Below are 25,078 nucleotides of genomic sequence, written 5' to 3' on the forward strand. Positions count from 1 at the left end.
TCGTCCACTATGCTGCACCGCAACATAGACTGCCATCGTCGGAGCCGCGAGGCAACCACCCAATTCGTAAACTCATAAATCCGGCCGAAATGGTTTGCGTGATGACGTGCTGCGAGCGGACAAATCGCAAGCACCGGGGTCCGCTCTCAGCGTTCCTTGCCCGTGCTGGTTCCGGCCATCAGAAAGCGCAGCGGCGGCACAGGCTTTTGGCTGGACATAAGGCCGACGCGACGAAACAGCGCCTCGAGCTTGTCGGAAGCCACGCCCTGGACGATGGGGACGAGGTTGGACAGGCTGGCGAAAGCGTAAGCCGCGGCCGATGCCAGCCCCCGCTCGGCCTTGACATCAAGGAAATTGCGCAGCCGATATTTGTCGCGCACTTGCCGTTCATGCCGCCGCAGCACCGCCTTCGAGCTTTCCGGCAGACTGTCGATCGCCAGCAGCGCCAGATCCGCATCGGCCAAACGCTTCAGGTCCTGAGTCTTGTGGCGGCCGCTCAAAGAATCGGCGCGGACGACGGCGCCGTAGCCGCAGGAGCGAATGACCTTGAACCGCGCCCCGCATGCGACTGCGCGGGCGTAGAGTTCATAGTCCTCGCCCAGCCGCAGGCTCTCGTCGTAGCTCAACCCGTGGCGGTGGAGGAAGGCACGGCTTATCACCGGCTTCAAGAAGCCCAGTTCGCCCCTCTGCACGCGGCGCCTGGAGATGTTGCCTTCGACGAAGCGCTCGAAATCGAGGAATTCCGGATCGGCGGCAAATTGCGGCGCCACGATTTTCGTCGCGTCGCCCGTCGCATCATCCCTGATCAGCATGATGTTGTCGGCTGCGAAATCCCAATCGGCGCCGGCAAACAGGTTGCGAAACCGGCCTTCGAGGAAAAAATCGTCGGCATCAAGAATGCTGATGAACGGCGATTTCGAGCCGGCGATGGCTGCGTTGCGGGCAAAGGAGGGGCCGCGATTGACATCGAGGCGCATCACGGAGAGCCGCCCGCTGCCATCATCGGCGGATCGTGCGACATCGGCGGTGTCGTCGGTAGAGGCATCATCGACAACGACGACCTCCGCCACTTCCGGTTCGCGCAACGCGGATGCGATGGCGACGGCGATTGTCGCTGCCGCGTTTTTTGCCGCGATGATCACGCAGACCTCGGATTTCGTCATCGACATGGATTTGCCTCTCGTACAGGTAATATCGATTTGCCCTCGCCCCGTACTCCTTCGATGCCCTACAGAATTGCCATCAGCACCCAATTTGCCTTCATTCAGCGACTCCCCGGCCGCTCGAAGATGCGGCGGCTGATATCGGCGGACGCCGCCCAGCCGGCTTCGGCCAGATAGCGGACCGGCGCGCGGCCGCACAGTTCCCACAGCACCGTTCGCCGCTGTGGCCACCGCAGCGACGGCAGCCATGGCGCGATGACCATGCTGAGCAGATCCTCATTGCCGATGCGCGACAGGATCCTGGTCGCGCGCTGCGACAGCAGCGTGCCAGCGCCGCCGAGTAGCACATCGGCGGCGCGCAGGCCAAGCAGCAGCGTGTCGTCCAAACCTTGCACGGTTGCGGCATCGAGCAAACGCTGCTGATCCGCCTCGTCGAGGCGGGCGGCGCTGGCACCGATATCACAGACGTAGCCCGCGCAGGGTTCCCGGTTGAAAAGTGCCTTGGCGACGCTGATGCAGGACAAAAGCAAAGTATCGGCCACCGAGGTGAACGGCACCGTCGCACCGGCGATTTCGACCTGTCGCTTGCGCCGCAGAAACCCGTCCGCGTCGCGCGGGCTTGGCGAGCCGGGCTGCTGGAGGCGGTAATGGAGATCTACCGTGGACGACCTCGGTCCGTCGTCCCGGGTCATGTGCTGTTCGCCGAGGAAGCGGACCCACCAGACGGAGTTCGACTTGCCTGATACCTCATAACCGATCTGGCGAAGCGCATCACGCGCCCTGAAAAATCCGAGCGGCGAAACCAGGATGTCGACATCGCCGGACGGCTTCATGAAGTGGTCGTCGTAGAGAAGCTGCTGCTGGAACGGACCCTTCAGAAAAACAAAATCGATCTCGCTGGCGCGCAGCACATCATGGACCGCCATGGAATCCATGATGCAGGACGCGTTCATCGAAACCGTCCTCCTGCGGTAGGTGTCGAGCCATCGGAAAAGCTCAGGCGGCCTCTCAAGCGCGGGTGCGCGCGAAAGGGCCTTGAGGACAAAGATGGCGACCTTGTTCAGCCTGGCGATGTCGGCAATTTTGGCACCGTCCAGATCACGCATCGAAATGTCGCCCGCGCCGGCGTGCGGCCCGGCGAAATACAATCGCAGGCAGGCCTGCACGCAGGCCACCTCGTCGGCACAGCCGGCGGTGCGCAATCGTTCGTATGAGCCGTCAGGCAAGGCCATTTAGCGCACAATCTCCCAAGAAAGCGGTTTGCGCGAACACTTATGCTGCATGTGCGAAGCAAACATCACCAAAAACCTCGATGCCGTAAAGCCTTTCCTTTTGCAGTGCGAATTTTTGCAACCGAAGCGTCTATCGAGATCGCGTCGGAAAGAAGTGAGAACCGCGGCTGAAATATCCTTGCCAGGTCTTTTAGCCGATCCCCGGCCGAATTTTCCAAACAGAAAATTCTTTCCATTAGCGAAGCCTAAAAATAAGCACAAAGCAAACGATTTATGCAAGCAAAATCATACGCTTAAAGAATCAGCACAGGCGCTGCCATCATGCCCAAGGAATCGGCTAAAAAGTGACAAGTTTTAGGCATGGCCGCTCATGTCCTGACGCCAGCAACGTAATTGATTAACGGAAGGTAAAACAGTCTTGACTCATAAATGCTGCCGTGCAGCTATTGCATTGCAGCATAAAAGTGCTGACGGCACTCGACAGGCCGTTTCCAGTCCTAAATCGGAGAGTAAAATGGAACAGAATGTTGAAAAGCATGAATACGAGACACCAAGCCTGACGGTTCATGGTTCGATTGAGACCATCACCCAGGGTGGCGGCGGCAACACGGCGATCGACGCATCGTTCCCCGCGCACACGCCGATCGGCGACCTGACGTTCTCCTGAGACTTATAGCCGTCTCCAGAGTGACATTTTGGGACTCTGGATTCAAAAGCAGACGTAAGAGGGGTCGGGGGGCCAGCCTCCCGACTTCTCCTGCGCCAACCGGAGATGTCGAAGCGTTTTGTCAGTGAGGTGCGGGGATGAACGGGAAGCTATCCGACCATGATCTGGCCGACCACGATAGCGTGAGTGCGACCAAGGATGCCGTGGCTTGCGAGTTCGGCGATGGCTTGGCGCTGCTCAATCTCAAATCCAATGTCTACTACAGCCTGAATGGCGTCGGCGCCTTCATCTGGGATTTGATCCAGGAGCCCCGGTCGATCGGCGACATCCGCAGCGCCGTGCTTGCGCGCTATAATGTTGACCCGGTGCGCTGCCAGGCCGATGTCGACGCATTGCTGAAGGGCCTGACTGATAATGGGCTTGCGAGACGGCATCATGAGGCACTTGTCTAAGCCGGCCCAGCACAAGGCGCTGGTTTCGCAGGCCATAGTTTCGCGGGCCCTGGTTTCGCGGGCCCTGGTTTCGCGGGCCACGGCTTTACGGCAGGAACCCGCGAGGGAAACAGGCTTCAAGCAGTCGAAGCGCGGCGGAAGCCGGCACGGGCTGGTCAGGATTTTCTCCCTGAGCGGCTCGGAAATGATCTTCCTTGGCCATTGCCTGCTGGTGGTAGCGACAGTTCGGCTGGGGCTGACGCTGCTGTCCTACAATCGTGTACGCAGCCTGGTGACGCGCCTAGACGCGCGGCAGTGCGCTTCAATGGGCGAACTGCGGCGTGTCGCCTGGGGCGTTGCCGCCGCGGCCCGTTTCGTCCCTTACGCTACGTGCCTGACCCAGGCGCTCTCCGGCCAGTATATTCTCGCCCGCCAAGGCAATGAATCGACGATACGCATCGGCATCGAACGTGGTACGGGCGAGCAGTTGAAAGCACATGCCTGGCTGGTCAGCGACAACCATGTCGTGCTTGGCGGATCGATCGACGGCTTCGCCCATCTCGTCGACCACGGCAGCCGATGAGCGGCGTCGCTGGAATCCTGCTGCGCGGAGCACACGCACCGGCGGTCGCGGCGGCAGACATTCAGCAAATGCTGGCGCGCATGCGCCATCGCGGTCCTGACGGCAGTTCTTGGTGGCTGGACACCAGCATCGCCCTTGCCCACGCCTGGCTCAACACATCGGATGAGGTCGGTCCAGGCCCTTTGACGATGGCTGGCGGCCGGCTCGCCATCACCGCCGATTGCCGGCTGGACAACCGTGACGAGTTGCTGGCCAGGCTCGGTATCCGCGACCAGTCGATGGCCGACGCGATCGTGCTGATGCGGGCCTATCTGCGTTGGGGCGAAGCCTGTCCGGCGCATCTCCAAGGCGATTTCGCGTTCGCCATCTGGGATGACGAGCGGCAATCGCTGTTTTGCGCGCGCGATCATTTTGGCGTCAAGCCGTTCTACTACCACGCGGCGGACCGGCGTTTTGCCTTCGCGTCCGAGATCGGGCCGATCCTGGGCGTCGAAGGTATCCGCGCACGTGTCAGCGAGCGCCAGATCTCCGGCTTCCTGGCCGGGCTTCCCGACGACCCGCAGTCGACCCCCTACAGCGATATATTCAGCCTGCCGGCCCGCCACAGCCTGACCGTCACCGCGCAACAGGTGATGTTGCGTCGATACTGGCAGATCGAGCCGTCGGCGCGGCCCTTGCGGTCGGATGCATCGGAGGAATTCGCCCATCTGTTCTCGCAATCGGTGCGCAACCGCCTGCGAGGGACCTCGGCAGTCGGCGCAATGCTGAGCGGCGGCCTCGATTCCTCATCTATCGCCTGTGTCGCCGGCCTGCAGAATGCCGCTGCGCGCAAGCCGAAGCTGCCGACCTTCTCGCTGGTTTTCGAGAAGGGCTCGCCGATGGACGAGCGGCCCTTCATCGATGCCGTTCTCGACCAGCAGAAGGTCGACGCGACACTGATCCCGGTCGGCAACTATGCCCCATTCGCCGAATTCGAACGCGTGCTGGAGGAACAGGAAGGAACGTTCCTGGCGCCGGGCCTGACGCTCACCCGCGGTATCTACCGGACTGCCGGCGCCAAGGGCATCAAGGTGCTGCTGGACGGCCATGGCGGCGACGAGGTCGTTTCCCAAGGCCATGGTCACCTGCACGAGCTTGCGAATGGCGGCCGATGGATGGATCTGTGGCGCGAGGTCCGCAGCGCCTCCAATACCTATGGCGACAGCACGCTTGGCCTTTATCTCCAGTTCCTGACCCTCTACGGGCCGGCCTGGCGCATCGCCAAGCTGAGGCATCTGGCCAACCGTGCCCTGAACAGGATCCGCAAGCCCGCGCACGTGCAGCGCGCACGAAGCTGGCGCGACCTGATCAATCCGGACCTTGCCAAGCGCACCGAGCTTGTCGACCGGTTTCACCGGGCCGGCTATATGCCGCCCGGCGTTCAGGCCAGCGACGCCTTGAGCCATCGCTGGATCCTGTCGAACGGCTATGTCCCGCATGCTTTCGAGGTTCTCGACAAGGCCGCCGCCAATTTCGGCGTCGAGCCGCGATACCCTTTCTGGGACAAGCCGCTGGTCGAGTTCTGCCTGGCATTGCCGGGCGAGGAGAAGCTGAGCCACGGCTTTGGTCGCTATGTGCTGCGTCGCGCCATGCAAGGCGTATTGCCGGAGGCGGTGCAGTGGCGACGCGACAAGATCGACTTCACCGCCAATCTCGTCAACGGCATGCTGCGCAATCATCGCGACCTCCTGGAACAGCTGCTGGTCTCGGATGCAGGCCGCATCGCGCCTTATGTCAATCTGCCGCAAGTGAGTGCTGCCTATGCGCGACTGCTGCGCCAGCCCGATCAGGCAGCCCCCCTGGATGTCCAGTATGTCTGGCGCTCGGCCTCGCTGTCGCTCTGGCTGCGGCAACTCCAGCACGGCGGGAGCCCCACGTGATGCCGCGCAACGAGCCGATGGCCGCATACAGTGATAATTCCCGTCCGCATGGCCGGGCCATGCGAGAACGCCGCTTCTACCGCGCCTATGGTCTGACCATCGCGTCGGAGGTGATGTTGCCCGAACTGCAGCCGGCGCCGCCCGGGGCGGCGGATGTCGTGATCGCCGTCGGCGCGATCGACCTGCCAAAGCCGGCGCCCGAAGCCGCGACCGACTTTCGCTTCGAGGCGGACCGGCAATATCTGGCCTGGCATGCCGTGGGCGCGTTCCTGATCACCGATTCCAACCGTATCGACATTGAACCGGCGCCCGGCGTCGACGACGCGCTGCTGGCGTTTCCGCTGCTCGGCCCGGTCATGGCGCTGCTCTTGCACCGGCGCGGCCTGCTTGTCCTGCATGCCAGCGCCATCGCCGCCGCCGGCACGAGCGCCATCTTCATGGGTGACAAGGGTGCCGGCAAGTCGACGACCGCAAGTGCGATGATCCGGGCCGGGCATCGACTGCTTACCGATGATGTGGTGGCGCTGGACCTCGCCAATCCGAGTGAGCCAATGACCGTTCCGGGCTTTCCGCAGATCAAGCTGGCGGCCGACGCCGCGGCGGCGATCTCGCTCGGGGAAGCGGAAGTGCGGCCGCAAGTGCATCCGGCGATCGACAAGATGCAGCATCGCCTGAACGGTGACTTTTCGGGCGACAAGGTGCCGGCGACCAGGATCTATATCCTCGAGCGCGGCGAAAGGGCTGGCATTACGCCCTTGCCCGCCATTGCCGCCCTGCCGGCCATCATCAAATTCTCCTATGTGACGCGCTTCGGCCGCGCGGCCCTCCCCGACGACTTCGCGGCGGCGCATCTTCGGCAATGTTCATGGATTGCCAACCATATCGGCGTGCGGCGGCTGGAAGTCCCGACGGGCCTGGACAGGATCGGTGAAGCCGTGGAACTGATCGAAAAGGATCTGTCGGCTGGCAGCCGGCGGTCGTGAGCGCAACCATGTCGAAGCCCCTAACCCTTCGCCTGTCGCTGTTTCGAGAAATTGCCGCATTCGGCGCCGCCATTGCCCGGATCGGCGGCCGGCGAACATGGACGGCGCTTTTCTTCCTCATCCTCGGCAGCCTGACCGAGGGCATCTCCATCCTGCTGCTCATCCCGCTGCTGCATCTGGTCGGACGCGCCGACCAGGATTTCGCTGTTCGGCTGCCCAACAATGATTTCGTGCGCTGGCTGGTGCCTGACGGCACGCTGCAACTGACGACCGTGCTTTGCATGCTGGTCGGGCTTGTTGCAGCGCAGGCGGCGTTCAATCGCTTCAAGTCGGTCTACATGGCCAAATTGCTGTTCGATTTCGTCAACCGCGTTCGCATGAACCTGTTCGAAAGCATCGGCAAGGCGCGCTGGGGCGTTTTTACCCGCATGCGCAGTTCCGACCTCGATCATGCCCTGACCGGCGACATCGACCGCGTCCAGGGCGCGGCGTTCTCACTGCTGATGCTGGTGCAGATCGCCGTTCTTCTGGCTGGCTATCTCCTGGTTTCCATGTTCATCTCGCCGGTCATGACGCTGTTTGCCCTCGTCATCGGCATGCTGATGTTCGTGGCGCTGCAGCCCTTCCGGACACGGGCCACTGCCTTCGGCCGTGTGCTGACCGCCAATCGACAGGATCAGTACCGGACGGTCTCGGAATTTCTCGGCGGCATCAAGGTGGCCAAGAGCCTGAACGTCGAGGACAGCTATTTCGCGCAGCTGCGGTCGACGCTTGAGAAGATGAAGGCCGACAACATCGACTATGTGCGCAACAGCACCATCGGCACCGCGGTATTCCAAGTGGCGAGCGTGGTGGGCCTGAGCCTGTTCATCTATGTGGCTTTGGTTCGCTTCAACCTGTCGCTGGCCGAGATCGTCGTCCTGCTCCTGGTCTTCATGCGCATCGCGCCGCGCTTCATGGGCATGCAGACGCAAGCCCAGCAAGTGCTGATCAACCTGCCCGCCTTTACGGCAATGCGCAGCCTGCAGGCACGTTTCGATGCCGAACGCGAACCAGGCCATACCGAGTTCGCCGACGCCGGGACACTCTCCCTCAATACGGGATTGAATATTCGCGGTGTCTCCTTCGCCTATGGAGATGCTGGCGACAAGGTGGTGGTGAGCGGCATCACCTTCGGCCTGCCCGCCGGCAAGGTCACCGCCCTGATCGGCCCGTCCGGATCGGGCAAGAGCACGATCGCCGATATGCTGCTTGGCCTGCTGGAGCCCACCACCGGCATGATGCTTGTCGACGGCGTCGAGATCGATGCCAGCAATCGCCGTCGCTGGCGCGACCAGGTGGCCTATGTGCCGCAGGACGTGTTCCTCCTGCACGACACGATCGCGGTGAACCTGCGCCTTGCCGCGCCACGGGCCAGCGATGGCGACCTGTGGGCCGCGCTGCATCAGGCGCACGCCGGCGAGTTTGTCGAACGGCTCGACCTCAGGCTCGAGACGGTGGTCGGCGATCGCGGCGTGCGGCTCTCGGGCGGCGAACGCCAGCGCATCGCGCTCGCGCGCGCGCTGCTGCGCAAGCCGTCACTGCTCATCCTGGACGAGGCGACCAGCGCGCTCGACTGGCAGAACCAGTCGCTGATCGCCAGGTCGATCGACGGATTGCGCGGCACGATGACGATCCTGACCATCGCGCACCGGCCGTCGATGATCGCCTTCGCCGACTGGGTGGTGGCGATGGAAAACGGCCGTATCGTCGAGGTCGGCCAATATCAGCGGCTGAAGGAAAAAAACGGCAGCCGGTTGTCGAGGATGCTGTCGGGGGAACAGTCAGAGAGCGAACCCGCCGATGTCGCGTGAGCCGGCGACCAAGACGCGCCGAAACGGATTCACGCGGCGCCTAGTCTCTTGTTTCGAAGCATGCCTACAAACCGGGGGCAGGTTTGAGCAATCTGCATCAATGCAGGCCGCGCCTGGCACCGCCCAGCTTCTCGCTTTCGGCGACCTCTGGTGCGTTCAGTTTGCGCTCGGCGTCACGGGCTATGTCGGCAGGCGTCGGCGCGCTCCTGGCGATCATGGTGTAGATGAGCACGAAATAGCCGGCCTGAATGATCACGGCGCAGATGATGACGCGCACCAATATCGTGCCTATCGACGCTCCGCCCAGCCAGGACCAGCCGACGACGATCGCCAGAGCGAAAATCATCCCGAGGATGAATTTTGGAAGTGCCATACCCAACAGCCCATAAACCGGCTCGGGTATAATCAAGATTGCCCCACCCGAGCGCCGTCCCTTGTCATGTGGGCTTGTTAAGGTCGCCCACTCTCGACCGGTTGCTTCCGGCCTTTTCCACCTGTCGTCACCGTGACAGGTATAATTTGCAATTCTATTAAGGCGAGCAATAGGCGGCAAGGGCAACTTCGGATATTTTTGATCGAGCTTTTGCGATCGACTCTGCCATGCTGCAATGCACGCAACGGGAGCTAAGCCGATCTCCTCTCCTCGGCATTTTCCAGTAAGATAGACAATATTAAGTAGTATTTTATACGGTTTTCACCAAGCATCAGGGCATGATAAAGCACTAATTTTCAGCTTGCCTTGGCAAATAGGTAGGTCCGCCTAAAAACCGCCCCACAAAGGCCTCTATTTTTTCGGCCGTGCCCATTTATTGTCACAAATGTGCTAAATACGCCGAAATTTGTGCATGACAAGCTTATTATTTAGTCAATTCATGACGTGACTATTTCAATGGGGTGGTAAATTGTGTGTTGCGCTGCAACATTTTTTTGGTATCGTGCGCTGAACCATTCGTTCAACGCATGGAGTTTACGGCATGAGGGACGTTGCCAAGTCGGCCACGGCGAGCTTTTCGCAGGCTGACATCGATTTTCCGCCACCGATCGGCGGCTTGCTCAAACGCAGCTTCGATATCGCCGGTTCACTGATCGGACTGATCGCACTCAGCCCGCTGTTTGTCATGATAGCGCTGCTGGTCAAGTTTTCCGACGGCGGCTCGATTTTCTACGGTCACAGGCGAATTGGACGCGGCGGGCGGATTTTTCCTTGCCTGAAGTTCCGCACCATGGTTCCGGACGGCGACAGGGTATTGGCAACCTATCTCGCCACCAACCCGGACGCCAACGCGGAATGGATCGCCACCCGCAAGCTGAAGAACGATCCGCGCGTTACCCGTGTCGGAGCTGTGCTGAGGAAACTCAGCCTCGACGAGCTGCCGCAGATCATCAACATCCTGCAGGGCGACATGAGCCTTGTCGGCCCTCGTCCGGTCGTGCGCGACGAGCTGGAGATCTATGGCACGTCCGCCGTCTATTACCTGAAATCCCGCCCGGGCCTGACCGGCCTGTGGCAAGTCAGCGGCCGCAACGATGTGTCCTATGACAGCCGCGTCGCCTTCGATCGCCACTATGTCGAGAACTGGTCGCTGTTCGAGGACGTTCGCATCATCATCAAGACCGTCCCGGCCGTCTGGATGTCGCGTGGTTCTTACTGACCGGCCGGTGGCCAATGCCAGACATTGGCATCGGCCATTCGACGCAAGCTCATCGGGCGATGGGGCTATAGCGGATCGGAACGTTGAGTTGAAAACAGATTTGTTCGAAGCCTTTCGCAGCGGCCCGGATTCCGGCCGGCTGCGGCGGGCGCGTTTGCTGGCCACATGCCTTGCCATGGCGCTCGTCGCCCCGCACATCGCCGCCGCCGGCGACTATCGCCTCGGCTCGCAAGACAAGCTCACCATCCGCGTCGCCGAATGGCAGACAGTCGAAGGCACATTTCGTGATTGGTCGGCGGTGAATGGCGAGTACACGGTCGGTCCATCCGGTACGCTGTCGGTGCCGTTCGCCGGCGAGTTGCCGGCATCCGGCAAGACCACGTCCGAAATCTCGGCGGCGATCGGCGATGCGCTGCAGAAAAAGCTCGCTTTGTCGGACCGACCGGAAGCCTCGGTCGAGATGGCGCAGTTCCGGCCATTCTACATTTCGGGCGAAGTCCAGAACCCAGGCCAATTTCCTTATGTCCCGGACCTGACGGTGTTGAAGGCGATCAGCGTCGCCGGCGGCATCAGGCGCAACGCCGATTACGGCCCCCAGCTCGGCAAGGACCTGGTCACCGCCAAGGGCATGTTCGACATCTCCGACGACCAGCGCATCCGACTGATCGTCAGGCGCGCCCGCATCGATGCGGATATGGCCGGCAAGGCGAGTTTCGACGTGCCGAAGGAGGTCGAGGGCGATCCGAGACTGCCGGCCATCGTGGCGGACGAGATGACGATTCTGACGGCCGACCAAAAGGCGCTGAAGCTGAAACTCGAGGCGCTCGACGACCTGAAGGGGGTTTTGGAATCTGAAATCGAGTCGCTGCAGAAGAAGATCGTCAATCAGCAGCAGCAGGTCGACTTGGCGCAGCAGCAACTCGCCAGCATCGGTCCGCTGGCGCAAAAAGGCCTGATCGCCAATGCCCGACTGCTGGATTCGCGCCAGTCCGTGGCCGACCTGCAGGGCAAGATCCTGGACTACGAAACCGCCATCCTCACCGCCAAGCAGGCGATCAGCAAGGCGAAGCAGGATGCTATCGATGCCCAGAACACCTTGAGTTCAAGTCTCGCCACTGACCGGCAGCAGACCGAAGCGGACCTGAACGAGGCCGCGTTGAAGGTGAACATGCAGAAAGGCCTGATAGCCCAGGCCAGCGATCCCGCGATGGCGGCCGCTATGACAAATGATCAGCAGCCGACCCTGCTCTATTCATTGGTGCGCAATGTCGACGGCAAGACCACCGAAATAGCCGCCACGGAAGAAACTCCGGTGCTGCCTGGCGATGTGATCAAGATCAAGCTGGCGCCGCTGGCCAGCCAATAGACCGACTTCCAACACGATCCAGTGTTTCGAGCCAGAGCCTCACCCGACGAATCGGGATGAGGCTCTGGCTCAGTTGTTTGAACATCTCCCTGCGGAAACCATAATAGCCGTCTCGGGATCGAGGCTTCCCGTCCGAGCACATGCTTGCTCAAAAAAGGAAGGCCGCTCCCTTCAGCCCGCGAGATGATAGTTTATGAGGGACCTGCGCCCGCCGGACGGCCGGCATACCGAGGCCAGTCAGTCTCGCCCCCGGCCGCGTCAGCCGGCTCCAGAGCCGGTGACCGCCGCCTGCGGGTAACGGGCAGCCGCACCAGCTTGAAGAAGCTGAAATACATCAGGAAAGAACCCATGATGTAGGGGTTCAGTATCTCGACCTCGACGAAGGAGCGGATCAGCAGCAGGACCATCACGCCGAAAAGGATCACCGAGTCCGCCTGCCATGCCTTGAAGATCACCGCCGAGACGTGGCCGTAGAGCGTGCGCAGCATGATCAGCGACACCAGCGTCGCTCCGACGAAGCCGAGTTCGACGAGGGCCTCGATATAGGTGTTGTGGAAGTGGAAGCCGGTGCGGGTGGTGATGTAGAATTCGTTCCACAGCCGCTCGGCTTCAGCGAAGCCCTGCACCCAATAGGCGGCATAGCCGACGCCGAGAATCGGCGATTTCTGGACCGTGTTCCAGCCTTGCTCCCACAGATAGGTTCGCCCGGTGAGCGTCGAATCCTTGCCGAAGAGGCCGAGGACGAAGTCCATCAGCCCGAGATTCAAGGCGACGAAGGCCGTCACGACCAGCAGGCCGGCGCCGATCAGGAAGATGACCCGGCGATAGCGGCGTGACAGAAGTTTGCTCATCGCAAGAAGCGCCACCAGCGCCAGAACCGCGGGTATCGACGCCATCGAGGTGGCGGAATGCGAAGCGACCAGGACATAGGCCGACAGCAGCACAACGGGCACCGCCAGGATGAAGCTGAGCCGGCCGCGCCTGTAGAAAGCAAGGAAGACAACGCAGAAATAGATGCCGAGCGAGCCGACAAAGCCGATCTGATTCTTGGAGGCGAAGGCGCCGACGAAGTTCACGGTGCCGTCGAGAACATCCTCGGAATAGTTCCCGACCTTCAGCGAATAGATGAGGACGACGAATATCCCGACCAGCGCCCCTATGGTCAGCGTGCGCACGCTGACGGTGCGCGCAGCTATGTAGGCGCAGGCAATATGGGAAAAATACTGGACCGACGTCCTCGCGGTGACGCCGGGAGCCTGTGACCAGAAAACCGAGAAGCAGATATAGGCCGCAAACAGCAGCGGCAGCCAGGCGCTGGACAGATGCCGCAGAAACCGCCGGTAGTCGACCAGGATGAGCGGAAGCCAGACCGCATAATAGGCCAGGATCAAGATCTGGCCGAAGATGACCGAATAGGAAAACGCCCAGATCGAAACGGCTACGGCAAAGGCGCCATAGACCGAGTTCTTCTCGGGATCGATCAGCAGTGACTTTGGAATCTTCATCTCAGGGTTCTGCCGACACGACCCGGGGCCGGGGCCGGCAAGCCATGAGCCGGCCGGAATCTTCGCAAATATGGGCGTGCAATAAACGGCGTCTCCATTGTGCAGTGCAATATAACCTATTGCGCCCTGTGCTCAATGGCAAATCCGGTCACCTTGTCTTACAGCGAGGCATCTGCGGAGAGATCAGCAGGTCGCGCGTCCGAGATGCTACCAAAGCGCTCCGCCGGTGATCTGGATGTTCTCCATGGTGATGCCCTTGGCAAGATCCGAGCACAGGAAGACCGCCAGACCGGCAATCTCCTGCGGCTGCAGCATGCGCTGCTGCGGGTTGCCTTTGGCGATCTCGGCCATCGCTTCCTCAGCGGTGCGCCCCTTGCCTTCGCGCTCGACGACCTGCGCCACATTGCGGCGCATCAGTTCGGTCTCGACCCAGGTCGGGCTGATCATGACGCAGGTGACGCCATGCGCCGCCCCTTCCAGGGCCACGCAGCGCGTGAGGCCGAGAAGGCCGGCCTTGGACGCGCAGTAGGCTGGGTTGTCCTTCCAGCCGACCGAGGCGGCGGTTGAGCCGATGTTGACGATGCGGCCCCAGCCGCGTTCGATCATGCCCGGCAGTACCGCACGCGTGACGCGGAAGGCGCCCGTCAGGTTGGTATCGACGATCTTGTCCCATAGCGCGTCGGAATGGCCGCAGACCGGCTGCTCCGCGGTCGTCCCAGCGGCATTGACCAGGATATCGGCGGGGCCGATGGCCACCTCGGCGTCAGCCGCGAACCGATTGGCGACGTCGCTGTCGCGCACGTCTAGATGAGCGGCGTGAACCCTCGTTCCGTGGGCGGCAAGAGCCGCACGCACGCGCCCGATCTCGTCCGCGCCGGGATAATACGCGGCATCGGACCTGTCGACGCCGGCCGGCGCGATGTAGGAGCCGACGGCGACATTGGCGCCAGCTTCAGCCAAAGCCGTGGCAATGGCAAAGCCCATGCCCGAGAACCCACCGGTGACGATGGCGCTACGGCCGGAAAGGTTGTTCATGGCGCACCGTCTCCACTTCGTTCCGGGCAGGCAATCAGGCCTGACCGGATTTGGCAATCGCACCGGCGCAGCCTCCATCGCCAGCGTTTCATGTTTGCTGGAGCGGCTTGCCTAGCCATTCGCGATAGAAGCCTTCGAGGTCGGGCTCGAAATCGTGGACGATGGGATAGCCAGGTGCCGCCGCTTCCACTTCGTGCAGCGTGCCGCATTGCGGACAGATGAATTCGCGGATCTCCATCCATTCGGGATCGGGGAGATCGCTGTTGGGATAGATTTCGCGCAAAGCCCCCTCGGTGTTGCGGACGTTGATCGCAGCCTTCAGCTTCCAGTTCTTGCGATAGTCGCCGAAGGAGTGGCCGCATTCGCAGCGGGTAATGCGCTCATCGCCGCTCTGGCAGATGAACAGATGGTCCGAGACCGGCAGCAGGATCGGATCTTTCCAGGCGACACGATCCTGATAGACGGCAACCATCTTGAAGAAACGGTCATCGTCCTTGTAGGCACTCATGATCCGCCTTGTCTGTGGCCAGGGCAGCTTGCCTGCGGCCAGATCGCCCAGGACTTCCTTGCTATACGAGGTCATGGCTTTGCTCCCGGCATGAAGATCGATCTGGCATCGACGTTCCAGAACTCGCTGAATTCGCTGGTGAAGCGCGGCGACAGCTTGATCGCGCTGGCGTACATTTTCTTCACCTCGGGGGCGAAATCGGCCCTTTCGACACGACCACGCTCCTTGGCGATCCAATCCACCACAGGGACCGCCTTGGCCAGACGCTCTTTGCGCATGGCGGCGCGGCGCTCGACCGTGGCGTCGATATCGGCGATGGGATAGCCGTCTTCATCGTCCTTCAGCACAATGCCGAAAACCTGGTCCGCCGCTTGCCGGGTGAGAAAGCCGTTCTCGACATCCCAGGCGGTCTTGATCGGATCGCGCTCCAGTACGTCGCCGTAACCACCGCCGCCATTGTAGGAATGGCTGAAGATGTCGCCGGATTTGTGCGGCGCGGTGATGTAGGGGCCCTCGACCACGACATGGTCGCCACCAATGTTCCGCTCGTAGTCGGAGACATGCGGATCGATGCCGGGCGCATGCGCCAGCGGTTCGCCTTTTGCCGCGAGTTCGTGAATGTCTGAGTTGCGCACGGCGCGATGCTTCTGGCAGGTCGGCGCCGGATAACCGCCGCACATGCCGCCATTGTCGAACACGCGCGAAGAATGTTCGGAGGTGTGGAGCCGCAGATGCGACGTCTTGTTGATCAGCCAGGTCGAGACGAAGGAACAGCCGCCGCGATATTTGCCGGCACCGCCGGAGTTGGGCACGATCGAGCGGCCGATATAGACCATCGGCATCGACTGTTCCCAGACCTCGATGTTGCCCATGTCGGATTCCGGGTTCCAGCCGACATAGGCGGTGTCGAGACCATCCTTGATGGCGAGCGCGCCGGAGCCGGCGGCGGCGCATTCAAAATGGGCCATGCCGAACGGCGTGCCGTACTGGCTCTCGCCACCCATTTCGATCATCGGGCTGTTGACCTGACCGACGAAGGCCTCCTCGACGAAGCCGCGCGCGACAAAACTGCGCGACAAAAGCCGCTGGAAGACGCCATAGGCTGGCAGCAGCAGCGCCCATGAGGTGGCGGTCGCCACCATCTCGTTGTCGGGATTGGTCCAGGTGCCGTGCGGCAGTTTCAGTTCGGTCGCCATCCAGGCGCCGTCATTGACCAGCCCTTCGAAATTCATGTGCTGGGTCAAGGTGACGAACATGCCGCCATCCATGCCGGCCGGCGTGCAGTTCATCGAATGGTAGCCCCAGGGCTGCGTGCCCTCGAAGTCCATGGTGATCTTGCCGTCGGTGGTGATCTCCATCTCGATCGGGATGTTGTAGAGCCAGTCCGGATCGCCGAGCAGCTGGAAGCCGGGTTTGCCTGCGGTGACGTGGCCGTAAAAAGTATGGCCGCGATAGATTCCGGGGACGGTGAGCTGGCGGGTGCGGGCGAGTTGGGCGCGACGGCCCTCCTCGATGAACTCCTTCGACACCTTCATCCAGTAGTCGAGGCCGATCTCGGAGATGAGCTGCTTGACGCTTTCGCGCATATCGATGCAGGAGGCGACCTTGGCCTTCTCGTCCAGCACCCAGTAGATCGGCATGCGCAGATTGCGTTCGCAGCGGATAACGTAGTCGCGGCGGATCTCGTCGTTCTCGCCGATCTTCTCGGCGCAGACGAACAGACCCTCGGTGAAGCGCTCCTGCGCGAGACACACATCACCGCCTGGGGTAATGCCGCCGGCCTCCAGCTCGTGGCAGACGGCGCCGGCCCAGCCGACAAGCGTGCCTTCATGAAAGATCGGCACCACGTCCATCACGTCGGGCACCTGCACGGTGCCTATGAAGGCGTCGTTGTTGGCGAAGATGTCGCCTTCGCGGATGCGCGGGTTGTCCTCGTAGCCGTTTTTGATCATCCATTTGATGAAGCGGCTCATCGTATGGACATGCACCATGATGCCGTTGGAGAGAGCGATGGCGTCGCCCTCGGGCGTGTAGATGGCGACCACCATTTCGCCGACCTCGCGCACGCCGGGCGAGGCCGAGATGCGGCGCGCCATTTCGCGCGCCGAGACGCAATAGGCGCGCAGCTTGGTGTGCAGCGTCTCGAATTTCAGCGGATCCTGGTTGCGCAGCGTGAGTTCCGTAATGCCGTCATAGCAACCGGTCTCTTCCATCAGCCGCTCGGAATCGAGCAGTCTTTCGCGAAGGCGCAGGGCCGAGGCAGGTTTGTCCAACATGGCGGTCGCCCTCTCAAGCGTGGGTGTAGTGCAGCAGCGTCCATTCATCGACATGGACACGGTCCTGCGGATGAACGACGAGCGTGGTGGCGGGATGTTCGATGATGGCCGGGCCGATGACTTCGTGGCCTGGCTGAAGCAGATCCATCTCGTAGAGATTGGCCTTGTGCCAGCGCCCACCGATATAGGCCTCGCGCACGCCCTTGTGGGCGGCTGCCGGGTTGGAGGCGCCGAGCGGTCGCTTGAGCAGCACCGGCTTGACCTTGTCGGCGGTGGCGATCAGCCCGAGTTCGGTGATGGTGAAGCCGGCTTCGCCATAACGTGACACGCGATGGTTGACCTTGGCATAGACCGCCTCGAACTCGTCGATAACCCTGCGCATGTCGTCGGCCGAACCGACCTTGGCAAGCGGCGCCATGACTTCGACGTCCTCGAGCTGGCCGGTGTAGCGCATCATCAGGAACGGCACGGTCCTGATCTTCTCCCTGGTATGGCCGTCGGCGATCATCTCGTCGACCGCTGCCTTGGTCAGGTCGTTCCAGACCGTGGTGACCTTGGCGCCGAAGGCGGCCAGCGTAGCCTCGTCGGCGCGTGACGGGATGTCGTGCTGGGTGGAGACGGAATGACGCCGCATGAAATCGGCCGTGGTGCAGCCGAAGGCGGAGAAGGCGGCCGCGAACTGGAAGGTGATGATGTCCTTGAAGCCGATGCCCCTGGAGCAGCCGGCCAGATGCAAAGGTCCCGAGCCGCCATAGGACAGCAGCGTGAATTCGGAGGGATGGATGCCTTGCCCGGAAATGACCCGGCGCAGCGCGTTGTTGGCATCGGACTCCAGCATGTCGATCATGCCTTCCGCGGCTTCCTCGACACCAACGTCGAGCACGCTGGAGCACTTTTCCTCGAAGGCGCGGCGCGCCTTTTCGACCTGCAGCACGACCTTGCCGCCCAGGAAATAGTGTGGGTTGAGGCGGCCGAGGATGGCGTCGCAATCGGCGATGGTCGGCTCGGTGCCACCGCGATCGAAGCAGATCGGACCGGGATCCGAGCCGGCGCTTTCCGGCCCAAGCGAGACCTTCTTGGTCAGGGGATCGACCTTGAGGATCATGCCGGCGCCGGCGCCGATCGTGTCGAGATGCAGCGTCGGCACGTTGAGCTTGAAACGGTCCATCAGCGGCTCGTTCTCGATCCGCGTCTGGCCGCGTGTGATGACGCCCATGTCGAAGGAGGTACCGCCCATGTCCGAGCAGATCAGCGAGTCGTTCCCGATCAGCTTGCCGACATAGGCAGCGCCCAGAATGCCGCCGATCGGGCCGGAGATCATGGTTTCATGCAGGCGCGGGTGGTTGATCGAGGTCAGGCCGCCGAAGGAGAGCAGCGTCTGCACGCCATACTTGAAGCCGTATTTCTTCGAGACGTCCTCTATACCCCTAAGCTGCTTGCGGCCGCGCGAGGTGGCGTAGGCCTCGATCAGCACCGAATTCAGCCGCGACTGCTCGCGGATGACCGGGCGGACCTCATGGCTGGTGTAGACGATGATGTCGGCGCCGGCCTTGTCGACCTCCGCGCGGCAGATCTCGGCGATGCGCTTCTCGTGCACCGGATTGACATGCGAGAAGATGGTCATGATGCAGATCGCCTCGACCTTGTCGGCGATCAATTTTTTCGCGGCGATGGAGACCTCGTGTTCGTAGAGCGGCAGCACGATGTCGCCGAACTGGTCGATGCGCTCGGTGACGCCATGCGTGCGGCGGCGCGGCACCAGCGGATCTGGATGGTGATGGGTGACGGCATGCAGCCGGTCGGCATAGGAATAGTCGGCCCAGGCCTGCAGCCCCCGGCCCATCAGGATCATGTCCTCGAGGCCCTTGGTGGTGATCAGGCCGAGCCGGCGGCCGGTGCGCGACAACAGTGTGTTGAGCATGCCGGTGCCGGAATAGAGCACGACGTTGACGCCGGAAAACAATGATTCCAGCGAGATGCCCCAGGCATCCGCCGCGTCCTCGGCAGACGCGAGAAAACCTTCGGCTTCGTTCTTCGGCGTGGTCGCCGACTTGCCGATCTTGAAGTGGCCGTCCTGATCGACAAGGATCGTGTCGGTCATGGTGCCGCCGGCGTCGATACCGATGACGATTGGATTGCCGACGATGGGGCCGGTGAGATTGGGTTGGGTCACGGTCGCCTCGGGATCTGGTCTAGGTTGACGCAAGGCTAGATTCGATGGGCGGCTTCGCGCCATATGCCTAAAGACATAATGACGGCTGAGCTGACATCGCCGAAAAAAGGGCATGCGCATGGGGACCATCTGGGCGCCGCTCGCCAAAGCGATCGCCGCCACCGGCACGGACAGGCATGTCGACTGCCTGATCGACCTGATCGGCGCGGATATCGAGCACGACCTCGTCACGGTGACGCGCTATTCGACGACGCAGACACCCGAATTCATCAAACACCGACGCTTCTCGGACGAAATGGTCCGGCGCTATCTCGACAATTACTATGTCTTCGACCCGTTCTATGCGTCGTGGCGACGCGAGCGAAGGCTGGGCATCATGCCGCTGAAACGGCTTGCCAACGATGAGGCCAAGCGCGGCCAGTACATAGCCGGCTTCCTGGCGCAGTCGGAGATCTGCGACGAGGTCGGCATCATGCTGGCGGACGGCGGCGACTGGTGCCTCGGCATCTTCCTCGACCGCTCGACCACGCCATTCAAGGACAGCGAGATCGCCCTGCTGGATGAACGGCTGCCGGTGTTCGAGGCGCTGCATGCGCTCGACATCAAGGCGCGCGGAACGGAATTCTCCCGCACGTCAGCGCCGACAGGCCCCGGCGCCTCGCCCCGGCGGGAACCGACCATTCCAGCCAGCCTGTGGCCGGAGCTGTCACTACGCGAGCGGGAATTGGTCCAACTGATCCTCGCCGGTCACCCGACGGCCAACATCGCCGAACGCCTCGGCATCACCGTCGGCACGGTCAAGAACCATCGCCGGCGCATCTACGAGAAGCTCGACATCACCACGGAGCGGGAATTGTTTTTGCAGTTCTTCCAGCATCGGGTCGACCGATAGCCCGGGTTCGGACAGCTAAGCGGGTTACGCTTTTCCCGTTGCAGGTTAGAGCTCATCCTCCCAATTGGCGCCGCCATAGAACACACGGAAGATCACCACTTGGTCGGATTCCACTGTAAAGGTCACCGTTACACGGCGCTCGAAACCGACAACCCGAAGGCCCTGGCCGCAGATCGTCACGGCGTGTTCCGCGCTCCGAGGCGTAGTCGAGACCCTGGCAGTAGGCTTCGATACGCTCGATATAGCGTATGGCCGTGACGTTGCCGGCGGCGATCTCGATGGTGTCGTATATCCATCTTAAGTCCGCTAAGGCTTCCGGCAACAGAACAATATGCCGGCGCTTCACACATCCCTCTTAAAGCGGGCGGCGTGGTGAGCGCGGATGTCGTCAGAAGCCTGGTTGGCTGGGATAACTCGGGAAGGATCCGCCTTCCACCTGTCATAGGTCGGCACAACCTCCTCGCGGAGCCAGCGCTCTACGGCCGCGTCGCGCTCTTGCAGGGCGCGAAGGCCGGCGCGGATCACTTCACTGCTGGTCGCGTAGGTTCCTGATTCAACGAGACGGTCGATGAAAGCAGCCTGCTCTGTTGGCAGGCTGAAGGTGCGCTTTTCGGTGGCAGCCATGATTTCTCCTATAATGTCGGTGTGATTATATCATACCAATATCCAATACGTGAGAAAACCTGTCGGCCCAAGAAACCGACATCGGCGCTGCTAGCAGTCTCAAAATTCCTCTTGCGGAACCGCGCCGTCCCGGCTTAGTCTTTGCCTTCTCGCAAAAATGAAATTTAATTCCATTTGCCTGCAACCTTCTTGCCAGCGTCGTGCCCCCAGGAAAAATGAACGGCCCAATCGACTGAGAAAATATTTGATATATCATCTACCAGAGCGGAAATAGCTGACATGGTCCAGCAGACATCGATCCAGCCATCGGCGCCCTGGTTGCGGCTAGATGTCGATGATTCGGACTGGACCGACGCCGAGGTGTCGAGCCTGGTGCGCTGGTATCACCAGATGCTGCTCATCCGCCGTTTCGAGGAAAAGGTGCTCGATCTGGCCAATGCCGGGCTGGTGCATGGTCCGGCCCACGCCAGCATCGGACAAGAGGCCACGGCGGTCGGCGCCATGTCCGTGCTCGGCACCGGCGACCGCATCAACGGCACCCACCGTGCCCATCACCAGGTGCTGGCCAAGCTTGTCAACGCGCAGACGCCCGGCGGATTCGACCCGCTGCATGATGCTTTCAACCCAGGCATGCAGGGATCGGTTCGCGGCCTGATGGCCGAGATCATGGGCCTCAAGTCAGGCTATTGCGGCGGCCGTGGCGGCTCGATGCATATGCGCGACGATGCCTCCGGCATCCCAGGCACCAGCGCCATTATCGGCGGCAACCTGCCGCACGCGGCGGGCTATGCGCTCGCCGACAAACTGCTCGGCACCGGCAACATCTCGGTCGCCTTCTTCGGCGACGGCACGATGATGGCAGGGCCGGCCTATGAGGCGATGAACATCGCCGCGCTCTACCGGCTGCCGGTGATCTTTTTCGCCGAAAACAATCTCTATGCCGTCTCCACGCACATCAATGAGCAGACGCGAGAGACGCGGCTGGCCTCGCGCGGACCTATGCTCGGCTTTCGCGGCATCGAATGCGACGGCATGGATGTGGTGGCAGTCCACCATGCCATGCGCGAGGCGCGCCGCACGATTGAGGAAGACGGCGGCCCGGTGCTGGTCGAGGCGCTCTGCTACCGGTTTCTACACCAGAGCGGCGCCCGCCCGGGCAGCGAATTCGGCTACCGCACGCGCGCCGAGGAAGACGTCTGGAAAGCGCGCGACCCGCTTGCGACGATGGCGGCTCGCCTGAAGACGATGGGCATCCTGAACGCTTCGGACCTCGGGACACTCGACCAGCGCGTCATGGAGGTGGTCAACACCGCTGCCGATTCCCTGACCGAGATGAGCGGCAACGCGCTGCGCATTCCTGATCATCTGTGGCCGGACCCAAGCGACGTCGACAACCAGATCCGCGGCGATCTTTCCGAACTGAAGGGCGAGCGCTTCCTCGAGATCGAGGACGTGCCGCCGGCCGACACCAGGCCGGTCAAGTTCATGGTTGCCGCGTCCGAGGTGATTGCGCGCGCCATGGAGCAGGACGCGCGCATCATCATCATGGGCGAGGATGTGCACCGGCTGCGCGGCGGCGTTTCGGGCGCCACAAAGGGCGCGCTGGAGCGCTGGCCGGAGCGTGTGCTGGCGATGCCCATCGCCGAGAATGGTTTTGTCGGGGTGGCGCTGGGTGCAGCGCTTTGCGGCTTGCGGCCGATGGTCGAGATCATGTTCGGCGACTTCTGCCTGGTTGCCGCCGACCAGCTGTTCAACGCGGTCAGCAAGGTGCGCCACATGTTCGGCGGCGGCTTTCCGGTGCCAATCGTGGTCAGGGTGCGCGTCTCGCCGCACACCGGCTACGGCTCGCAGCATTCGGGCGATCCGTCCGGCCTGTTCGCCCTGTTTCCCGGCTGGCGCATCGTCGCGCCGACGACGCCCTTCGACTATATCGGCCTGATGAATTCAGCGCTGAAATGCGACGATCCGGTCGTCGTCATCGAGCATGTCGAGCTGTTCCCGAGCGAAGGCCCTGTGCCTGCGGACGACCGCGACTATTGCGTGCGGCTCGGCAAGGCGAAGATCGTCAGGCCGGGCAGCGCCTGTACACTGCTCACCAGCGCCAGCATGGTTGCCGTCGCCAGCCAGGTGGTCGAGGAGACCGGCGTCGATGCCGAGATCATCGACCTGCGCAGCCTCGACCCGACCGGGCTCGACTGGCCGCTGGTGGAGGCCTCGATCCGCAAGACCAACCGGGTAGCCGTCATCGAACAGGTGCAGCGTGGGCTATCGCTTGGCGGACGACTGACACAGGAGATTCAGGATCGCGTGTTCGATTATCTCGATCACGAGATCCTGCATGTGACGGGAAGCCTCTCGGCTCCCGTCGTATCGGCCCCGCTCAACCGCGCCGCACTGGGCGGCGCTGAAAAGCTCAAGGCCGCGCTTCAATCCCTCACTGCCGTGGGTGGATAGAGCGAACGCATTGCCACAAAGATCCGACAAGAAAATGGGAGAACTGACATGAGCATCCTACAGAGAAACAAGACCAGGGCGACGATGCTGGCAGCCGTGCTGCTGGCCACCAGCGCCTTCTGGGCGCCGGCCACGTTCGCGCAGGACAGCAAGCCGCTGGTCATTGCGCGCAACATCGACCTCAACTCGCTCGATCCGCACCGCGCCTTCTGCGACACCTGCCAGATCTACAATTCCAGCGTCTATGAATCGCTGCTGACGCTGGACAAGGACAACAAGCTGATCCCGTTGCTCGCTTCCAAATGGGAAGGCAATGCCGACCAGAGCAGCTTCACCTTCACGCTCGACCCGGCCGCCAAATTCTCGGACGGTTCGCCGGTCGAAGCCAAGGACGTGAAATGGTCCTGGGAGAGGCTGAAGAACCTCAAGGGCAGCGCCTCGTTCCTGATGGACAATGTCGCCTCGATCGAGACCCCGGACGCGCATACGGTGGTCGTCAAGATGGTCGCGCCGAGCTCCGAATTCCTCAACATCGCGGCGGCGCCCTACGCAGCGGTCGTCAACAGCAAGGTTGCTTCCGAAGCCGGCGCCAAGGCCGATGCGGACGCTTCGACGACAGACAATGCCGAGGCCTGGTTTCTGGCGCATTCGGCCGGCAGCGCACCGTTCGTGCTGAAATCCTATGAGCCCAATTCGGAACTGCGGCTGGCACGCAACGACAAATACTGGCGCACGGCGCCGGCGCTGAGCGAAGTCGTCATCCGCCAGACCAAGGATGCGGTGGCCCAGGCACAGATGCTGCAGAGCGGCACCGCCGACATCGCCATGCAGATCGACCCGGACACGGCCAAGACGATGACCGGCAGCGACGTGAAAATCGAGACCGTGCCGTCCTACAATTTCATCTATGTGGCGCTGTCGCCCGGCGCCAAGGCCAACAAGGTTCCGCTGACGCCCGAAGTGCGCGAGGCCATTTCGCTCGGTCTCGACCGTCCGAGCATCCTCGACTTCACCATCGGCTCCGAGGGCCAGTTGATCAGCGCACCGATCCCGCTCGGCTTCCCCGGCGGTTCGGGCTTCGAGGCGCAACCCTATGACGTCGCCAAGGCAAAGGAACTTCTGGCCAAGGCCGGCCATGCCGACGGCTTCGAGATGGAAGCGGCGTTTCCCGGCATGAACGTCTATGGCGTCGATCTGTCGCTGTTGATGCAGAAGGTTCAGCAGGATTTGGCCAAGATCAACATCAAGCTCGACCTGCAGCCGATCCCCTTCGCCAACTGGCGCGAACGCGTCAATGGCGACGGCATCCCGATGACGGCGGTGTTCTACGCGCCGGACTATTACGGCACGTCGCAATACGTCGATTATTTCGCCATGACCAAGGGCAGCCCGTGGGCGCGCCGCGCCGGCGCGGAGCGCGATCCGTCGGTGCTCAATCCGAAGGAAGCGGATATCTACAAGGCAGCCCTTGCGGCGAGCGGCGACGAGGCCGCCAAGCTGTGGCACCAGGCCGGCGAGGAGATGATCAAGGACAGGATCATCCTGCCGCTGATCAGCCCGAACCTGATCCTGGCCTACAAGTCGGACGTCAAGGGCGTGCGTTACAGCGCCTGCTGCAACCTCCCGCTGGCGGAACTCAGCCACTGAGCGAAAAGATGCGGGAGGCGGCCAGCCGCCTCCCGCTTCCTCATCCTGGACGGTCAGCAAATCCTGTTCTTCCAGCATTAAGATCAATATATGATATATCAACACGCGGAGAACT

The 25,078-nt window shown here is 62.0% G+C and carries 21 protein-coding genes and 1 pseudogene; 11 read left to right on the forward strand and 11 right to left on the reverse strand.

The genetic code is table 11. The features are described 5' to 3' along the window. Positions 1-146 precede the first annotated feature (146 nt). Both EOB59_RS02540 and EOB59_RS02545 read right to left on the reverse strand, forming a co-directional pair. Positions 147-1,169, reverse strand: coding sequence for a glycosyltransferase (locus EOB59_RS02540; RefSeq protein WP_128287570.1), 1,023 nt, complete (start codon positions 1,167-1,169; stop codon positions 147-149). Between the two features lie 95 nt (positions 1,170-1,264). Then, entirely contained in the window at positions 1,265-2,395 is a 1,131-nt protein-coding gene (locus EOB59_RS02545) for a nucleotidyltransferase family protein (RefSeq protein ID WP_128287571.1), read from the reverse strand. A gap of 514 nt (positions 2,396-2,909) precedes the next feature. Here EOB59_RS02545 and EOB59_RS02550 point away from each other — a divergent pair. From EOB59_RS02550 to EOB59_RS02575, 6 genes are all read left to right on the forward strand, one after another. Continuing rightward, positions 2,910-3,062, forward strand: a complete 153-nt coding sequence (locus tag EOB59_RS02550) for a lasso peptide (protein WP_013891488.1) — start codon at positions 2,910-2,912, stop codon at positions 3,060-3,062. Between the two features lie 137 nt (positions 3,063-3,199). Beyond that, positions 3,200-3,514 (forward strand): PqqD family protein, encoded by a 315-nt coding sequence (locus EOB59_RS02555; RefSeq protein ID WP_128287572.1) that lies wholly within the window; start codon positions 3,200-3,202, stop codon positions 3,512-3,514. Next, on the forward strand, positions 3,498-4,076 hold the full coding sequence (locus EOB59_RS02560) for a lasso peptide biosynthesis B2 protein (protein WP_128287573.1): 579 nt from the start codon (positions 3,498-3,500) through the stop codon (positions 4,074-4,076). The genes EOB59_RS02555 and EOB59_RS02560 overlap by 17 nt, the downstream gene beginning before the upstream one ends. After that, positions 4,073-5,995, forward strand: coding sequence for a lasso peptide isopeptide bond-forming cyclase (locus tag EOB59_RS02565; protein WP_128287574.1), 1,923 nt, complete (start codon positions 4,073-4,075; stop codon positions 5,993-5,995). Before EOB59_RS02560 ends, EOB59_RS02565 begins: the two co-directional genes overlap by 4 nt. Next, positions 5,992-6,978: a serine kinase gene (locus EOB59_RS02570; protein WP_128287575.1), complete on the forward strand. Its 987-nt coding sequence runs from the start codon at positions 5,992-5,994 to the stop codon at positions 6,976-6,978. The genes EOB59_RS02565 and EOB59_RS02570 overlap by 4 nt, the downstream gene beginning before the upstream one ends. An 8-nt stretch (positions 6,979-6,986) precedes the next feature. Then, positions 6,987-8,831 (forward strand): ABC transporter ATP-binding protein, encoded by a 1,845-nt coding sequence (locus EOB59_RS02575; protein WP_128287576.1) that lies wholly within the window; start codon positions 6,987-6,989, stop codon positions 8,829-8,831. Positions 8,832-8,928: 97 nt separating this feature from the next. Here the strand turns inward: EOB59_RS02575 and EOB59_RS02580 are convergent, their stop codons facing one another. Further along, entirely contained in the window at positions 8,929-9,204 is a 276-nt protein-coding gene (locus tag EOB59_RS02580) for a hypothetical protein (protein ID WP_023811582.1), read from the reverse strand. Between the two features lie 601 nt (positions 9,205-9,805). On the opposite strand from EOB59_RS02580, the gene EOB59_RS02585 reads away from it, so the two are divergent. Then, a complete protein-coding gene (locus tag EOB59_RS02585; protein WP_023811581.1) occupies positions 9,806-10,483 on the forward strand; it encodes a sugar transferase in 678 nt (225 codons plus the stop codon). A gap of 100 nt (positions 10,484-10,583) precedes the next feature. Further along, on the forward strand, positions 10,584-11,849 hold the full coding sequence (locus EOB59_RS02590; protein ID WP_164895559.1) for a polysaccharide biosynthesis/export family protein: 1,266 nt from the start codon (positions 10,584-10,586) through the stop codon (positions 11,847-11,849). A 191-nt stretch (positions 11,850-12,040) separates the two neighbouring features. On the opposite strand, the gene EOB59_RS02595 is transcribed toward EOB59_RS02590, so the two are convergent. The 5 genes from EOB59_RS02595 to EOB59_RS02615 all read right to left on the reverse strand — a co-directional run bounded on the left by EOB59_RS02595 (position 12,041) and on the right by EOB59_RS02615 (position 19,346). Next, positions 12,041-13,354: an O-antigen ligase gene (locus EOB59_RS02595; protein ID WP_128287578.1), complete on the reverse strand. Its 1,314-nt coding sequence runs from the start codon at positions 13,352-13,354 to the stop codon at positions 12,041-12,043. A 207-nt stretch (positions 13,355-13,561) separates the two neighbouring features. Then, entirely contained in the window at positions 13,562-14,389 is an 828-nt protein-coding gene (locus EOB59_RS02600) for an SDR family NAD(P)-dependent oxidoreductase (protein ID WP_128287579.1), read from the reverse strand. An 88-nt stretch (positions 14,390-14,477) separates the two neighbouring features. After that, entirely contained in the window at positions 14,478-14,972 is a 495-nt protein-coding gene (locus EOB59_RS02605) for an acetone carboxylase subunit gamma (RefSeq protein ID WP_127328812.1), read from the reverse strand. Continuing rightward, positions 14,969-17,173 carry a hydantoinase B/oxoprolinase family protein gene (locus tag EOB59_RS02610; RefSeq protein ID WP_128287580.1) on the reverse strand — a complete coding sequence of 735 codons (2,205 nt, stop codon included), beginning with the start codon at positions 17,171-17,173 and terminating at the stop codon, positions 14,969-14,971. Before EOB59_RS02610 ends, EOB59_RS02605 begins: the two co-directional genes overlap by 4 nt. Positions 17,174-17,186: 13 nt before the next feature. Further along, positions 17,187-19,346, reverse strand: a complete 2,160-nt coding sequence (locus EOB59_RS02615; protein WP_128287581.1) for a hydantoinase/oxoprolinase family protein — start codon at positions 19,344-19,346, stop codon at positions 17,187-17,189. Between the two features lie 112 nt (positions 19,347-19,458). On the opposite strand from EOB59_RS02615, the gene EOB59_RS02620 reads away from it, so the two are divergent. Then, positions 19,459-20,238 (forward strand): LuxR C-terminal-related transcriptional regulator, encoded by a 780-nt coding sequence (locus tag EOB59_RS02620; protein ID WP_127397718.1) that lies wholly within the window; start codon positions 19,459-19,461, stop codon positions 20,236-20,238. A 45-nt stretch (positions 20,239-20,283) separates the two neighbouring features. On the opposite strand, the gene EOB59_RS37280 is transcribed toward EOB59_RS02620, so the two are convergent. The 3 genes and pseudogenes from EOB59_RS37280 to EOB59_RS02630 form a co-directional block, all read right to left on the reverse strand. Further along, positions 20,284-20,418 (reverse strand): hypothetical protein, encoded by a 135-nt coding sequence (locus tag EOB59_RS37280; protein WP_348639499.1) that lies wholly within the window; start codon positions 20,416-20,418, stop codon positions 20,284-20,286. A 25-nt stretch (positions 20,419-20,443) separates the two neighbouring features. Then, positions 20,444-20,584: pseudogene (locus tag EOB59_RS37285) on the reverse strand (type II toxin-antitoxin system RelE/ParE family toxin); the annotation flags it as partial. Then, on the reverse strand, positions 20,581-20,862 hold the full coding sequence (locus EOB59_RS02630) for a type II toxin-antitoxin system ParD family antitoxin (protein WP_128287582.1): 282 nt from the start codon (positions 20,860-20,862) through the stop codon (positions 20,581-20,583). The pseudogene EOB59_RS37285 and the gene EOB59_RS02630, both read right to left, overlap by 4 nt. A gap of 279 nt (positions 20,863-21,141) precedes the next feature. Between EOB59_RS02630 and EOB59_RS02635 the strand changes: the two genes are divergently transcribed. Both EOB59_RS02635 and EOB59_RS02640 read left to right on the forward strand, forming a co-directional pair. Then, positions 21,142-23,316 carry an alpha-ketoacid dehydrogenase subunit alpha/beta gene (locus tag EOB59_RS02635; protein WP_127808154.1) on the forward strand — a complete coding sequence of 725 codons (2,175 nt, stop codon included), beginning with the start codon at positions 21,142-21,144 and terminating at the stop codon, positions 23,314-23,316. An 84-nt stretch (positions 23,317-23,400) separates the two neighbouring features. Beyond that, a complete protein-coding gene (locus tag EOB59_RS02640) occupies positions 23,401-24,963 on the forward strand; it encodes an ABC transporter substrate-binding protein (protein ID WP_164761653.1) in 1,563 nt (520 codons plus the stop codon). The last annotated feature ends 115 nt before the right edge of the window (positions 24,964-25,078 follow it).

The organism is Mesorhizobium sp. M7A.F.Ca.MR.176.00.0.0 (assembly GCF_004023165.1).
Taxonomy (GTDB): domain Bacteria; phylum Pseudomonadota; class Alphaproteobacteria; order Rhizobiales; family Rhizobiaceae; genus Mesorhizobium.